The sequence below is a fragment of the Stygiolobus caldivivus genome, from assembly GCF_019704315.1.
Classification (GTDB): Archaea; Thermoproteota; Thermoprotei_A; order Sulfolobales; family Sulfolobaceae; genus Stygiolobus; species Stygiolobus caldivivus.
This window is the reverse complement of record NZ_AP024597.1, coordinates 1,240,670-1,255,585: the sequence shown is the minus strand read 5'-3', so window position 1 is coordinate 1,255,585 and position 14,916 is coordinate 1,240,670. Positions and strand designations below refer to the sequence as shown.

The window sequence follows — 14,916 nt, the reverse complement described above, 5'->3', positions numbered from 1 at the left end:
TAAGAACTTGGGCGAGGTTAAAAAGATATGGGAGGCATTTTCGGCTTTGTATGCAGGGAACCGAGAGACCTTTCCACGGTGAACGTCGGTTTGAGTAGGCTTATTTACCGGGGTTACGACGGTGCGGGCATGACGTGGCTTAACGACAGCCTTGAGGTCACAAAAGCCTTGGGGGACGTCTCCAAGACTCCCCTGAAAGTAAACGGTAAGTCGAAGGTAGCACTCGGTCATACTAGGTATGCGAGCAGGGGCTGGCCCACATTAGAAAACACGCACCCCCTCTTAGACTGCAATAAAAAGATAGCAGTCGTAATGGACGGGATAATTGACGACTACGAGGAGATAAGGGAGAGGTTGGTAAAGCAGGGGCATAAGTTCACCTCGACTACCGACGCTGAAGTCATCCCCCACCTTTTGGAAGGGTCTCGGGACTACCTTAAGTCCGCGATAGATATTATATCGAGAGTAAGAGGGATTTACTCCTTTGCCTTCATAGTGGAAGGGATGGACAAGGCCTTCGTAGCTTCGGCCGGACAGCCTATAATGATCGGGTTAGGTGACTGTAAATATATCTCAAGTGACTTACCTTCACTGACAGGTTTTGCGGAGAACGCTGTGATATTACCTGAGAACTCAGTGGCTGAAGTTACACCGGAGGGTGTAAAGGTGTATGACATAAACATTAACGTGCTGAGCCCCCAGATAAAGAGGGTAAAGTATAAGGAGGAGATCGTAGATAAAGGCGGCTTCCCCCATTACATGTTAAAAGAGGTCTATGATATACCTTCATGTCTAGTTAATTCGTATACTTCCCTTATGGAGAAATACCTCAGCCTCGCCGCGATGATAGTTTACGGGGCTAAGAACATATACGTAATAGGGAACGGGACTAGCCTCCACGCCGGGCTGATTTCATATTATTACTTCTCCGAAGTCGGGATAAACGCTAACGTGGTGAGTGCTGCTGAATTCCCCTATTACGCTTTACAAAACATCTCTACGGGGTCTGTCATCATCGCGATTAGCCAGAGCGGAGAGACCTCGGACGTGATAAGGAGTATAAAAATGGCTAAGCAGAGGGGAGCGGTTATTGTAGGTGTTACCAACTCCGTGGGGTCAAGGCTCGCCTTGGAGTCAAACATCTACCTACCGATTACCGCGGGACCGGAGTTAGCCGTCCCCGCTACAAAGACTTTTACGTCGACCCTAGTAGTGCTGAGGACCCTATCGCTCTATACCGGGTTAAATTCAGGCAAAAAAGACAGAAAGGATTTAGAAGCATTTGAGAAAGACTTAGAGGAGTTGTCAAAGCAGATATACACATCCCTACCTCAGATAGAAAAGCAGGCTGAAGATGCTATTTCGAAGGTAGAAAAAGACAGCCTTTACATAACGAGTAGCGGTATAAATTTCCCGGTAGCCTTAGAGGGAGCGTTAAAGTTTAAAGAAGCTGCCTTAGCACACGCTGAGGGGATCCAATTAGGAGAACTCCTCCACGGGCCTATAGCCCTCACAAATAAGGGTTACCCGATAATTATTATCAAGCCTTCTGAGGAGCAGGCTTTTGACCTCTACAATAAGGTCGTGAAGTCCCTCTCTGATAGGGGGAGCCCTATAATCAGCGTATCACCCGAGGGTAGCGTTAAAAGTGTAGAGACTTCAAGGGACCTAAGCCCCATAGCTAATGTCGTCCCGCTACAGTTAATGGCTTACAAACTCGGAGTTAAGAGGGGGTTACCCATAGACACCCCGCAAGGGCTGGTAAAAGCGGTGGTGAGTTAAGCCCTAAACACCTTAAGTTAACACGTTCTTGGGTCATTATACCAGCCCTTATATACTGAGAGTGCACCACGATAACAGCCCTCAGCTACCTTCAAAGGAGGTCGTATTCACTCATTAACTTGTAGTATGACTCCTCATGGACTTTTCCTAGTACTCTGTCCACACTAGGGTCTTTTACGTTCTCTCTTAATCAAAACAAGGCATACCTTAATGCTTTCACATAGTTATTAATAAGGACTAGGAGGGAGTCTGATAGACCGACCTTCATTGAAACTGTGGCCCTGATTGGGTTTCCCTCCTTTTAACCATTGAATTATCGTTAGAAAAAGTGTTACTTAAATGTTTTAATCTTTGACTTAAAAAGGGTGTGGGCTTTAAACCTTTTGTAAAACTTTCGTCGTTTTCCTTTTAAACCGTCTCGGTTGTGTATTTATAATGGTCGAAAAGGTCTTATGCATGTGCGTACATTGAGTACATAACTTAACCCTTGTGTAGCGTTTTACCTAAAATCCTTGTGTCGACACGTTTTTACTAATTAGGTCGGACTATTACGTACTATGTGATTAAGAGTTGAGGGTTCTTGAGTATTTAACGTAAAATAGAGTATAAGTATTTACGTAAGTATTCAGGGGAATACTCGGCTCCGACTATTTTTCGACAAATCCTACTTATGTTATCATCCCCACCTTTAGTTTCTCGTTTGTTGCCACGGTTTCATTTTATATCTTATATTCGGTCATTTAATAAAGGGCAAAGGCCTCCATATAAAGTGATGTACTGGGCTAAAGGATGAGGTATTGCCCTTTACACCTGAGGTATACACTTTAACTAGTTTCACCGCAAAGGTCTGCATAATACTGCTTTAGGGCCCTTTCATAGTTCGGCATGAGGCCCTTACCCTCTCCCAAGATGTAAGAGGCCAGCATACAAAACGCTTTGTTTTCCATACCCAAGTCTCTGAGGGTCAAGGCTAGGAAGAGCAGGGACGCCGGGTCTTTTGTCCTCCTATATACTTCATCAAGTATTGTATGGCTCTCCTTTAGTTCTCCCACTACCCTCAACGAACTCGCCAGCTGAATGAGGCACATGTCCTTACGTACCCCTTCCAGCCCCTTTTCCAGTGAACGCCTATACAGAGGTATTGCTTCTCTCTCTTTTCCTAAGTAGTCTAAAACGCTCGCATATTCGTAAATAACCCGTGGATCATCGCCGTATCTTTCGTAGAGCCCTTTAAAGTATTCCTCAATCCTTTCGTCTGGTTCTTCATACCCTTTTTTTATTAGCTCCTCTATGTTATTAGCCATAACTTTATATCGCGTTATTAATATTTAAGTCGGTCTCTCATTGTTAAAGCCTACGGAGGTGGTGAGCCCACCCTTAGAGGTCCCCTAACTTGTCACAATAGGTTGAAAGCCTCGTCCCTTAGGGCAGGGAGAAGCCAGATCGACTTCACGACATCCCATGAGGACAAGTAGGGCATAATAGGTAAAGGTCTTGCCCCCAGTAAAGTCTTCATAAAAAAGGTTTTTGCCCTTAAACACCGTAAACAAGTACCTTGATCACCGCCCGTCAGTAACCCTCACGTAGGTGCTACAAAGCAGTTTTGCTCACTACGACAAAATATGTTGTCGTAGTCATAGTGTCATTATTGGGTTATGAACTTCGCATGGGGGGACTTTCCCGGAGCCACAGAGCGTATGATAAGGACTTGACGTGCCTCAGGTAGATAGACTTTATAGCTCAGTGACGACGCTAAGGTCGCCGTCGCAACGCTCGGGACAAGGCTTTAATTTTGAAACTCGTATTTTTCCCCGATGCTCGACACTGGTGAGTTCGACCGGTGGTTTAAGTCCGGAAAACTTACCTTAGAGAGCGCCAGACACGACCTCGGAGGGGGGTTCTATAACTGGGCTTGCTTTAAAGCACAGCAGTCCGCCGAGCTCGCTGTAAAGGCCTACTTTTACGGTATAGGGCAGCCCAAGACGGGCCATACGGTGTCCTACTTACTGTCCTTACTTAACGTCCCTCAAGACTTGGTCGACAAGGCTAAATACTTGGACAAGCTATACATCCCCACTAGGTACCCGGACGCGTGGCAGAGTGAGACCCCCCAGTACTATTACACTAAGGGTGAGGCTGAAGAAGCGATTAAATACGCGGAGGAGATAATAAATTATATAGAGGGGCTTTGGAGGACATTATTGCAGAGAGAGAAAGAAAGAGGAGGGAAGTAATAGAAAAGGCTAGGGCTTACGTTAACTCCTTAAAAGGGAGATATTCGGCTTTCCTGATCGGGTCTTATGCTAGGGGGGACTTCAACGTATGGAGTGATATTGACGTCCTCTTAATAGGGGACTTCATGGGTAACCCTTTAGAAAGGCTGTTAGGACTAGACTTCCCCCCAAACTTCGAGGTAATACCATTAACAGAGGAGGAGTTCCACAAGGCACTAGAGAAGGGCAACCCCATCACGTGGGACGTTAGGGGTAGCGGTGTCGTCCTGAGAGATGACCTCGGGTTGTGTGAGAAATACAATATAAGCTGTGTCCGCGATGTAGGTTAAACTCACACATGTCAGAAAAGGCTAGTCGTGGACACCTCGCAGTTGAGGCGGGAGGTACGCTGACACGTAAGTGTCACCCGACCAGTAACGGTAACGATTTGCGTATACTCGTTTTTCATGACGGGGATCAGATCCGCTTTCCGTGTCGGTTATGAGGGGGTGAAAGGGACGACCTAATCGCGGTTAACAAGTTACGTCACTACACCGCGTCACAGACGACCGCGTTTATTAAAGAGTGCTCGTGGTGGGCTGAAACCCCTTTTTCGACCCGTAGAAGTCTTTTCGTTTATATTCATTATATTTTATACATTATTTTGATAATTATCCCCCCCCCCCCGTGCTGGTGTAGGCTATGCCCGAAAAGGTGATAGCATAAATGTGGGCAATGCCGTTGGGCTCAAAGGAGTCCCATGATCCACTACAGTCGGGTAGGTGGTCGAGGACTAAGTCCCTACACCCGGTCACGTTGAAAGTGGACGGACGAAATGAAAGTGTAGGGACAAACGGTGAATAGTTACTCCATCTCTACCTCTTTCACTGTGCCGTCCACTCTGACCACGGTGACCTTCCCCTCCCTCACGACCTCTACTTCTTTCCCGTCCGCTCTGGCCCTCTCAGGCCCAAGCCCGTATACCAACAACTTCCCGAGCCGGTAAGGCTTTGAGAACGTCACCTTTTTACCGCTACTCCTGACACTAACTCCTTCAACAGTTATACTGCCCTCTCCATATACTATGAAGTCCCCCTCAGACAGCGGTATTACTGACCCTTCCCTGATGTATACCGGTAGGTCATTCCTCGAGTCCACCCACCCCTGCAGGACTTCCCCCGTCCAGAAGTCCGCCCACTTTGCCTTTACCGGTAAATACGACTTCCTCACCTCCATTTGCGGGTAAATGACCGGGGCGTAAAGTACCCAACTCCCCAACATATACTCGTCGTCTACCCTATACGTGTCCTCGTCTTCCTGGAACTCATAGAACAAAGGCCTGACTATGGGGTGCCCGGTCTCATGTGCTTCCTCTGCTAGGCAGTACATGTAGGGTAAGAATCTATACCTCGTCTCGATTACTTTCTTTACTTTTTCTTTGTAGTACGACGGTAGGTAGATGGGCTCAGTGTCTACCCCGTCCGGGGCCTTATGGGTCCTGAAGAACGGGAAGAACATGGCGATCTGGAACTGCCTCATGAGCATCTCAGGTGAGTTGTCTATTTCCTTTTGGTTCCTTCCCTGGAACCCACCTATGTCTATCCCGACATAAGGCACACCCGAGATGGAGAGCCCCAAGACCATCTGGATCTGTAACCGCAGTTGGTCCCAAGAAGACGTACTGTCCCCGGTCCAGACGAAGGCGTACTTCTGTATACCCGCGAACCCGCTCCTAGATAATATGAACACTTCCCCTTTACCTGCACTCTTAAACCCGTCGAAAGTCGCCATAGCTTGGTAGTAAGGGTAGGCGTTCCTCACTCGGTTGTGGGGTACTTTCTTCCCCTTAAAGTAGTGGACTACGTTTTCGGGGAACCTACCGTACTCCCTGAGGTCCTTGACTTGGATAGGCGTACCTCTAAACACTTGGTTTATAGCGTCTATCCTGCTGAAGTCTGTGGGCTCGTTCATGTCTAACCATATACCGTCCACCCCTTGGGACAACCAGTCGGCGATGAGCTTACTCCACCACTCCCTCGTGTCCTGCCTGAAGAAGTCCGGGTATACACAGTTACCCGGCCACAGCCTCCCCACGAACAGCTCCCCCGTGTCCAGTTCGCAGTATTTCCCCAGACCGGAGGCGAACACTTCGTAGTTCTGGTCTGCCCTGACGCTGTGGTCAACTATTGTGACCACCTTTACACCGCGGGAGTGGACATCGTTTAAAAATTTCGCAGGGTCGTAAAACCTCTTTTTGTGCCACGTGAAGAGCTTGAAGGAGTCCATAAAGTCTATGTCTAAGAACACCGCCTCTACCGGGAACCCGTCCCCCTTAAGCAGGTCTATTAACTCCACTATCTTGTCCTGCGGGTAGTAGCTGTACCTAGAGATCATGTAACCGAAAGCCCACTTAGGGGGGAGGAAGGGCTTACCCACGAGTAAGGAATACCTCTCTAGGACTTTCTCTATCGTGGGCCCTTCAAGGATGTACAGCTCTACCCCTTCCTCGGGGACTTTGACCCTGACCTTACCGTAGTCCTCAAACCCTATATCGAAGACGAGGAGTGAGGCTGAATTAACGAAGTATCCCGTAGCCTTTCCTTCCACTACTGATATCATAAACGGGATGTTGATATATAACGGGTCGTGGAATTTCTGGTATATACCGGGGTCGGTGTTGTTCATGACGTACCTCCTTCTCCGCCTGTCCAGTTCCACGGCTTTTTCTCCGAGGCCTAGGACGTGCTCTTTCAGGTGTAGTTCTTTTTCGATAACGAGGTAGCCCCCCTCTGTGGTTACGTCCAGCCCTAAATCGGCTAAGGACTTTTGAGACTTATTCCCGTTGAACTGTAAGTCTAGCGGAGGGAAGGGCTCGTTTATCGTGACCTTATATATACCCTCTTTCTCTTCGACCTCTATACGCATGTAGAGAAATCCTTAACTGTAGATTTAAACTTAACTGTGAGATGGAGGTGTGTGGACAAATTATTTAACGAATAACCGGTTACGTCATTGTGGACTTAGCCCCAGTTTACGAGTAGGTCTGCGGCCCTATGACTCAAGGTGTTACAATTTTAGTCTTAACTTGAATTTTTTAATAATTGTATGACAAAAGTGCCTAATAGGGACTGGGTTTAAGCTAATTTTAGATCGCAAACAAATAAAATCGTTGACCGCTGTCCCGGCTACGATAAAAAACAGTATTTACGTTACCGCACCGTTTATTGTCGCGGGCTGGGAGGGATTTAACGGCCCCTCTAGTGACTCTTTGACCTTTTTGTGGTGCTCACTTTCCTCCTGACAGCCCCACAGAAACTCCGGTATCGATCACCGCTGAAAAGTTTTTGTATCAATTCACGGGAGGACGTCACGGTTTGTAATAGGTACCTCAGCGATAAAAATCCAGTTACTAAATCGTGGCTGTTAGTAGGTCAGCCACGAGTTGTGAAACGGGGCCCAAAGTTTTTACTTAGTGGGATACCCATAATTTTCTATTGTATGACCGATACGATTCTCCTGCACCGCCTCAGCCTGTCACGGGCAGTGACCTTAGCTACTATAACGTAGAAATAAAAGCGTGTTTTATACGCAACAGCTCAGTTTACTTACGTCGGTGTAAAACGCTAGAGAAACCCACCTCATGGCCTCAGACATCGTGGGGAACGCGTGGACGGTGTCTATCAGGTCGTCTACCGTTAACCCGTATTTAACAGCCAGCACTGCCTCATGTATCACTTCACCAGCATCATTACCCACCATTTGGACGGACAATACCCTTTTACTCCCCCTCTCCACTACCATCTTTATCAAGCCGTACGGGTCTCCCAGTATTGCAGACTTAGGCAGTTCGTCCAGCTTGACTACCCTACTTTCAGTCTCCACACCTTTTTCTACCCACCCTACTCTGGCTATATTAGGTTGGGTGAAGATCACCTGAGGTACGCTCCTCTTGTCCACCTTTTTGTGTGAGTTCGACAACGCGTTCTTGGTAGCTACAGTGCCTTCATACCCGGCTAGGGGCTCTAACATCAGGTCTCCGATCACGTCACCGGCAGCGTATATGTTGGGGTTAGTAGTCCGCAGTTCTTCGTCAACCCTTACCCCACCCCTCTCGTTCAAGTACACGTTAGCGGACTCGAGGTTTAAGTCCACATTAGGCCTCCTGCCCGTAGCCAACAACACCTCGTCTACCTCGACCTCCCCCCTGTCCGTGACCACAGTCTTATTTCCCCCTTCGTTTTTCTTTATTTCTTTAACTTTTACGTCTGTGACTACATATACCCCCTCAGCCTCCAGGAACTTCTGGGCCTCCAAGGAGACCTCGGGTTCCCAGTCGGGTATTATGACCTTACTCCTCTCCAGCACTACTACGTCCACACCGAGCCTCTTATACATCTGGGAGAACTCTAAAGCTTGGGCCCTACCCCCTATTATCGCGATCGAGTCCACCCTCTTCGGCGGGTATAAGGCTTCCACGTTAGTCCAGTAACCCGCTTCCTTGAGCCCCTTGATATCGGGGATAAAGGGGGAAGACCCGGTCGCGATTAAAAACTTTTTACCTTCTATCACTTGGCCGTTTACCTTTACCGCGTTAGGGGAAATGAAATGGGCCTTACCTTGTATGAGTTCAACGTCATAGCTGTCCAGCACGTCTTCGTATTTCCTCTTCCTTAACTCCTCCACCAACCGCCTGACGTCTTCAAAGGCTGAGTCAAAGTCGGGCCTTATCCCGTACTTTTCCTTGAGTTTACTCATGCTCCAGTAGAGCTCACCTATCCTTAAAGCCCTCTTTGAGGGTATGCACCCTACGTTAACACAAGTGCCGCCTAAAGGGCCGTAACCTATCACAGTGGGCTTTATGCCCAACTTGTTAGCTTCTATAAGGGCCGCGAACCCGGCAGCACCGTAGCCTATTATCACGAAGTCCTTCATTTAAGTCCTGCCTCATAGGCGTCTGCACAATGGGAGCAACAGAAGTAGTGTTTTTCTCCCTTTATTTCCCTGACGTATATGTCTTCCTCTGAAAGGGGTGCCCCGCAGTGCTCGCACTTGAGCTCTCCTTTATTTATTCGGAACTTCATAAGATATACATGTATCCTTAGCATTTAAGTTTTTCAATATATGAACAAATGTTCATTCGTTGGGTGTTGCGGTAAACCTTGTCAGTAGGCTGTGCCGGTCTAACGATAAGGTAAGTGACAAGCCCTACTTTGGAGGTATCGGTCACATATTGAAACATTCTCTCCAGTCAATACAACCCTACGTATAAATAACGGACGTCTGTTAAATATTAGGTCTTTCATATGACCTTTATGAAGTGTAGTATCCTCTTATAAATTAGTATAATTAGCGGACGTATAATACGGTATGAGTAAGGTCATTAGATAAATAAGTCATTAGCCTAAACATTATACGGTCCTATACGGTGTCATGTATTAATATTGTTATAAAGTACATAAATAGTGTAGAGACATCACCACATTTGGACGAATAGGGCTGTGAGGGCTGTACTTAACGGAAAAGGCTATGAGACCGTACTCAGATTATACCCCTTGTGACCACGTTTATCATTATAACGGAGGTAAGTCTCATTACATCGTGACCAATTGATGAATAGAAAAATAACAATAATGGGGGAAAAATTAAAATTATCTTCTTATAAAAAATATTTATGGGCTCGCCGGGCGGTGACGGAGAGTTCGAGAAGCTAATAAAGGCGGTTATGAAGTCTATTTACAATAAAGGTAGCTTGTGTGTTACCTTTTCGGATATAAAAAAGGAAACCAACCTCCACCAGCAAGTCCTCACAAATATACTGAAAAAGGGTAAAAGCCTAGGTATAATAGCTGAGTGCAGTGAGTTGGGGTTAGGAGAAAACGGCTACATAGTCTTACCTGTTTACGTAATTATCCTAGAGCAGAGTGTCGTGAGTGAGGTGGTAGAGGTTAACGATAAATACGTCATAATGAGGCATGAGGTCAAGTCCAAGCTTTACAACAACTCCAAGTTACTCTGCAAGGGTGTCATCATCAAGGTCTTCGGCGACGTGTGCTTGGACAAACCACTCTCGTTTGAGGGAAAAGAACACAGACAAGTGTTCTTACAGGAGAGTACCGATAAATATTACGTGTTCCACTTCGATAGTGACTTCGAAATTAAGCCGGGGGACACTTACGTTTACCGATACGAGTTTTACCTTAAATACTTCCCTCCCAAGGACTACTTTATCGTAGAACCGTTCAATCACGTCATATCGTTTAACGCAAAGACTTACCTAACTAATGGGGGTAAAAGGGTAATAAAGTCGGTAAACGTGGAGTACCCGCCTGATATCGTGGTAATAAGGGAAAACTCGGGAAAGACCTACCACGAAGTAGAGGCTGTCAAGCTCAGGGCTTTTAACTCAATAAAATTCTGGTTCCATATCTGACCTCCTTGACGTAGGCACGGTGACCTCGTTTTTTGTGTAAAAAATAGGGCGAGATAAAAACAACAACAAAACAAATAAAATAAGAAAGTCAGGTAAAAACAACAGCTTTAGAGAAAAGCCCGCACATCGAGGGTTAATTAGGCACGTGAAACGAGACAGACCCGTCAAAAGGTACATGGTCTAACGTAAACGACGTTTGACGGACTTCGACTTGTCGGCCATTGGAAATCTCAGCTACCACCCTTATCATAGACATGAGGGTCAAACACTTGTAGGGTTAAAGACAAAGGCCCTTAAAGTACTGTATTGATCAAACTAGTTCTGCAGTAACATACTTTATTGCTACCTCATACTGTTTCTTATCCCCTGTCACTAGCCTCCCCTTTTTCTCAGCTAAAGCGATGTAAAGTGAGTCGTAAACCGGGATTTTTTCCTTAATAGAGATCTCCATTGCCCTCTCCATTAAGTCTAGGCTCTTGTCGACTGTCAATAATTGCGGTAGGTAGTCCTTAACTACAGCGACTAGTTTGACTGCGTCCTTTTCAGTGAGTTCCTTTGTAAGCGCGACTTTCTTCCACACTACATTTGAGACCTCGAGGAGTGCCAGGTCTAAGGTCTCTCCATCTTTTAATACCTCTGCTATTTTTTCCCAACCCTTCTCCTTAGTTATGTATTTAGCTATAACCGACGCGTCAATTACTGTCCCTATCCTGCCTCACCATTTCTGCACTGCTCGATGAGGTCTCTGGAATTGTGGAGAGGGTTTCGTTTATTTTCTTCAGCACCTCTTCCTTTTTCAACTCTTTAACCCTTTCTCTTATAAAATTCTCTATCTCCTCATTCCACTTAATGTTATACCTCTCCATTTCTTCTCGTAATTCCTTGTCTATCCTGAAACTATATACGGTCTTCATATTATATTATAAGTATACGGTAAATATAAACGTTACGCGTAACGAGTTAGTATCCGGACTCGGGTAAACAGGACTCAATAGGGACTATCCCCTGAACGGGTTTTCCCCTGCTATCGAAATACCGTTAGGAAAAAGACATATTTGACTACTCATCGCCTCGTCTTAAAAAGCTAGGTCTTCTATCTTTTGTAAGGGCGTACATATTAGCGAATAGGCGACAGGGACTCACACTATACAGTACGGCTAAGTATAAGGCTGAGCAGTTAGGGAGCGGTTATATGTCCTGAAGGGGGTCATAAGGGCCTCACGAAGAGGTTGCAGTAGTGGAGTTGAAATATAACCACCAACCGTAAAGCGTGTAACCTAGCTTGGCTATTCCCTGAGGGGTGTTGTTAAACTCCATGCCTACTTGTATCGCGTCTAAGTAGTACTGTGCCGGGGATAGGGTAGGGAACACCTTACCTGCGAAATAGACCGACTGCTTTATGAAATAAGAGAGGGGCAGTGAGACGTTTCCTTCCAGCTCGTTTTGGGACACGTAATATACGCCTACCCAACCGCCCGCTGAACCCGTGTGCGGTAAGACATATACGGTAAAACTTTCGTTCTCTACGCTACCGTTAATTACGGCTGTGACTGTCACGGAGCCCTCTTTGAGGAAATACTGACTGGTTATGTCCTCTTCATGGTACATCCACACCATTACTTCGATGCAAGGGTAGTGTAGTACGGTGACGTTGGGATCTTGGCTTAACCATATGTCATATGAAAAGTCGTCTATACTACCGTTTAATTGGTATAGCCTGAAATCTACCCGAGAGTAGAAATCGGGTAAGGAAGTAATTTTTTGGGGTAGGGGGAGCTGTGGGAGTGTCAGCGTGGAGCCGTAAAACGGGAACCAGCACTCCTTCCCGTACATGAGACCGGGGTAACCGTCGACCGGGATACCGGTCTGTATTTTTTCAAAGCTGGATAAATTTACAGACACGTTGAGGAGACCGCGGTAGAAGGTCATATTCACGACCCCGTTAGAACTCTTCATGTTCCACAGGAACGTCGATGTCAACAGGGAATTTTCAGGGCCGTAGACTTCTGCTATGGGGTAAGAAAGAGTTGGTCCCCTTTCTCCTATCAGGCTGAAGGAAGTGTTAAAGCCCATCAAGTCGACCCCAGTGTTGTCACGCACCGCGGGGCTATTAAGAGCAGTAGAGGTAGTGAAAGGTGCCGTGGGTGGGGCGGTCTGGTCGCTGTTGTGGAACACGCCTTGCTTAGAGTAGATGAAGGCTAGTGCCGAGACGACTAGTAAAAGAGCTATTATAACTGTTACCCGCTTGTCCATAAACATCCTTATTAACCCGGGTATAAAACTCCATTAGCTCCCCGGGAATACCTATCGGACACGTCGCCTAGGGGTTGCCGTTTAGATCGTCTGGGTAGTGAGCAAAAAGCCGTAACTTCAAGGCGGGGGTTTTGGACAGCCCTTTTTCCCAAGATGGTGTTAACTTATGTAATGTATAAACTAAGGTGCGAAAGAGGACTGACTTTGGGGAAAAACAACATAGTTTATACCAAGGAGGTAATAAATGGCAGCTATGCAGTCAGTGTAAGGGTAAAAATTTGCTAAACAGGAGAATGAGGCTTTACCCTTTAGTCCCTGAAAAAGTATAAAAAGGTTTAAAGGTCTTTCACGTTTGCTGAGCAACCGTTTTTACTCAGGGTAAAAATACCGTTTTGAGGGCTGTGTAGGGCTAAGAGAAAAGGGAGGAAAAAATGTCTTTAACTCTTTTCTTCTACTTCTTCCGTTACTTTAATTTCTCCGGAGCTCTCCTCTAGAGGTTTACCCTTAGTCTCCGGTATACCGAAGTATGTCAGTATCGCTGCTACTAGTGATAATACGCTCAGTATCCCTATGGCTACGTCTAGCGGTAAGAACGGGAATAGAAAAGAAGTGAGGGTAGCACCCGTCCTCCCTGCAGCTACGGTGATAGACTGTACTGTACCCCTAACTTTAGTCGGTGCTAGTTCGACTCCCAGCATGCCCGAAGCACTTATTGAACCTGGCCCTGCTTGCTGGAAGAAGTTCATTAGACCGTAGAGTATAAAGGCCCCTATTACCGGGATGACCGGCCTTAAGGTCGAGAACAGCATTAAGCTGGCAAACATACCTAAGAAGCCCGCTACTTGGAGTGGTTTTCTCCCTACTCTGTCTATAAGCATAATTGCCACTATCCCTCCGGGGAACACGAAAACGAACTCTATTAGTAGGTTAAATATCGCACCGTTTGTGATACCAACAGCAGGGGCTATCTTTGAGGGCCCGAACAAAATCCCCGAGTAAGCCACTATATCGAACAGGAACCATAGGACGGCTGCTGTTATGAACACTTTGTAGAACTTCATAAAGTAGTCCCTGAAAGTATTAACGTCCTTGTATTGGCCGTCGACGTTAACGTCGGTCTTAGCTAACGTCTGTACTACTTTTCGGAACGTATTGGTGTCCCCTTGTATCCTGAGTAAGTACCTCGGGGTTTCAGGTATCTTCCTCCTCAGGTATACTACGGCTACTGCTGGTATCGCACCTGCTGCGAGGACTACCCTCCACACTATGTCGGGGCTCACACCTAAGCTCGTCAGTGCTAAGTCTAATACAGACGCTACTACGTAACCGAACCCCCACATCATACCGAAGCCGAAGGCTATTAATTTCCCCCTGTCCTTAGCGTTCGAGTGCTCCGCCATTATCATGGGCGATAAAACGTAGTCGGCACCCACTCCTAGCCCTAGGAGCCCCCTTACCAGTACTAACTGTAAGGGAGATGTCACTACGGCTTGTAACAGGGCACCTATTGTCATAAGGGTCACGTCGACGCCGTAGAACTTTTTCCTTCCCTTATTGGCCAAGTAGCCGAAGATCAAAGCACCTATAGCGGCCCCTGCCAGTGCAGACCCTGCTAGGAGGGAGTCCCAAAGTTTATAGTCAGGGGAACTACTGCTTATCCCGAAATACGCTAGCACTGTCGTCAACACCAACCCGATAGATGACAAGTCGTACCCGTCGGTGAATACGCCCATCCCCGTCGTTATCAGAGACTTTACGTGCCATACGTCAAAACTCCTCTGGTCTAAGGGTTTAAATACATCTTTTAAATTCATATGATACAATTTTGCTTATCTCTTAAAAAAATGACGTAAATATTTTATACAGTACTATAGTTCGTGTTATAGACTATATAGTGATATGTAGACTATATATGGTTGACCTCGTCGTTTGCGGTAAAACGAAAAAACGCAAACACGCGAACAAAAGTAATTTCAAGATCAGACAAGGGTTTAACCATATTGTTAGGGGGCTATAGAGAGTGCCTTAAGTGCAAAAAAATTGAATAAATTTACGTTTAAGTGGAAAGAAAAATACCCAAAAGAAAAACACACGAGAAAATTTGAATTTTCACTCCTATGTTATGATGTAGATTTACTCGAGATACTAGCGTAAGTGGGCATATTTATGTAGGTTTACAACAATACCCCATAAAGACGGTACTTATACGGAAGGTTTAAATATTACGTATACGTATAC

General features: G+C 46.2%; 13 protein-coding genes and 1 pseudogene. 5 read left to right on the top strand and 9 right to left on the bottom strand.

All coding sequences use genetic code 11. From position 1 onward, the window contains the following. Window positions 1-27 precede the first annotated feature (27 nt). On the top strand, window positions 28-1,782 hold the full coding sequence (gene glmS, locus KN1_RS06110; RefSeq protein ID WP_221290077.1) for a glutamine--fructose-6-phosphate transaminase (isomerizing): 1,755 nt from the start codon (window positions 28-30) through the stop codon (window positions 1,780-1,782). 26 nt (window positions 1,783-1,808) lie between these two features. Here glmS and KN1_RS14710 read toward each other — a convergent pair. Continuing rightward, window positions 1,809-2,050 (bottom strand): annotated as a pseudogene (locus tag KN1_RS14710) (RNA-guided endonuclease TnpB family protein); the annotation flags it as partial. Window positions 2,051-2,606: 556 nt separating this feature from the next. After that, window positions 2,607-3,086 (bottom strand): tetratricopeptide repeat protein, encoded by a 480-nt coding sequence (locus KN1_RS06105; RefSeq protein ID WP_221290075.1) that lies wholly within the window; start codon window positions 3,084-3,086, stop codon window positions 2,607-2,609. Between the two features lie 510 nt (window positions 3,087-3,596). On the opposite strand from KN1_RS06105, the gene KN1_RS06100 reads away from it, so the two are divergent. The 3 genes from KN1_RS06100 to KN1_RS06090 all read left to right on the top strand — a co-directional run bounded on the left by KN1_RS06100 (window position 3,597) and on the right by KN1_RS06090 (window position 4,859). Then, window positions 3,597-4,016 carry a HEPN domain-containing protein gene (locus KN1_RS06100; RefSeq protein ID WP_221290072.1) on the top strand — a complete coding sequence of 140 codons (420 nt, stop codon included), beginning with the start codon at window positions 3,597-3,599 and terminating at the stop codon, window positions 4,014-4,016. After that, the gene (locus tag KN1_RS06095) at window positions 3,971-4,345 is read left to right on the top strand and encodes a nucleotidyltransferase domain-containing protein (protein ID WP_221290070.1); all 375 of its coding nucleotides are present in this window, start codon (window positions 3,971-3,973) and stop codon (window positions 4,343-4,345) included. Before KN1_RS06100 ends, KN1_RS06095 begins: the two co-directional genes overlap by 46 nt. Before the next feature lie 376 nt (window positions 4,346-4,721). Beyond that, the gene (locus KN1_RS06090) at window positions 4,722-4,859 is read left to right on the top strand and encodes a hypothetical protein (RefSeq protein WP_221290065.1); all 138 of its coding nucleotides are present in this window, start codon (window positions 4,722-4,724) and stop codon (window positions 4,857-4,859) included. On the opposite strand, the gene malA is transcribed toward KN1_RS06090, so the two are convergent. The 3 genes from malA to KN1_RS06075 form a co-directional block, all read right to left on the bottom strand. Next, window positions 4,860-6,920, bottom strand: coding sequence for an alpha-glucosidase MalA (gene malA / locus KN1_RS06085; protein WP_221290064.1), 2,061 nt, complete (start codon window positions 6,918-6,920; stop codon window positions 4,860-4,862). It abuts the gene before it with no gap. Between the two features lie 657 nt (window positions 6,921-7,577). Then, on the bottom strand, window positions 7,578-8,927 hold the full coding sequence (gene merA, locus KN1_RS06080) for a mercury(II) reductase (RefSeq protein WP_221290061.1): 1,350 nt from the start codon (window positions 8,925-8,927) through the stop codon (window positions 7,578-7,580). After that, the gene (locus tag KN1_RS06075; RefSeq protein WP_221290045.1) at window positions 8,924-9,076 is read right to left on the bottom strand and encodes a heavy metal translocating P-type ATPase metal-binding domain-containing protein; all 153 of its coding nucleotides are present in this window, start codon (window positions 9,074-9,076) and stop codon (window positions 8,924-8,926) included. Before KN1_RS06075 ends, merA begins: the two co-directional genes overlap by 4 nt. A gap of 590 nt (window positions 9,077-9,666) precedes the next feature. On the opposite strand from KN1_RS06075, the gene KN1_RS06070 reads away from it, so the two are divergent. Further along, window positions 9,667-10,425, top strand: a complete 759-nt coding sequence (locus tag KN1_RS06070) for a hypothetical protein (RefSeq protein ID WP_221290043.1) — start codon at window positions 9,667-9,669, stop codon at window positions 10,423-10,425. A gap of 310 nt (window positions 10,426-10,735) precedes the next feature. On the opposite strand, the gene KN1_RS06065 is transcribed toward KN1_RS06070, so the two are convergent. From KN1_RS06065 to KN1_RS06050, 4 genes are all read right to left on the bottom strand, one after another. Beyond that, window positions 10,736-11,068 (bottom strand): type II toxin-antitoxin system VapC family toxin, encoded by a 333-nt coding sequence (locus tag KN1_RS06065; protein ID WP_258712646.1) that lies wholly within the window; start codon window positions 11,066-11,068, stop codon window positions 10,736-10,738. A 49-nt stretch (window positions 11,069-11,117) separates the two neighbouring features. After that, window positions 11,118-11,339, bottom strand: coding sequence for a type II toxin-antitoxin system VapB family antitoxin (vapB, locus tag KN1_RS06060; RefSeq protein ID WP_221290041.1), 222 nt, complete (start codon window positions 11,337-11,339; stop codon window positions 11,118-11,120). A 304-nt stretch (window positions 11,340-11,643) separates the two neighbouring features. Then, entirely contained in the window at window positions 11,644-12,678 is a 1,035-nt protein-coding gene (locus tag KN1_RS06055; protein ID WP_221290039.1) for a glycoside hydrolase family 12 protein, read from the bottom strand. Between the two features lie 437 nt (window positions 12,679-13,115). Beyond that, the gene (locus KN1_RS06050) at window positions 13,116-14,492 is read right to left on the bottom strand and encodes an MFS transporter (RefSeq protein ID WP_221290038.1); all 1,377 of its coding nucleotides are present in this window, start codon (window positions 14,490-14,492) and stop codon (window positions 13,116-13,118) included. Window positions 14,493-14,916: the final 424 nt, after the last annotated feature.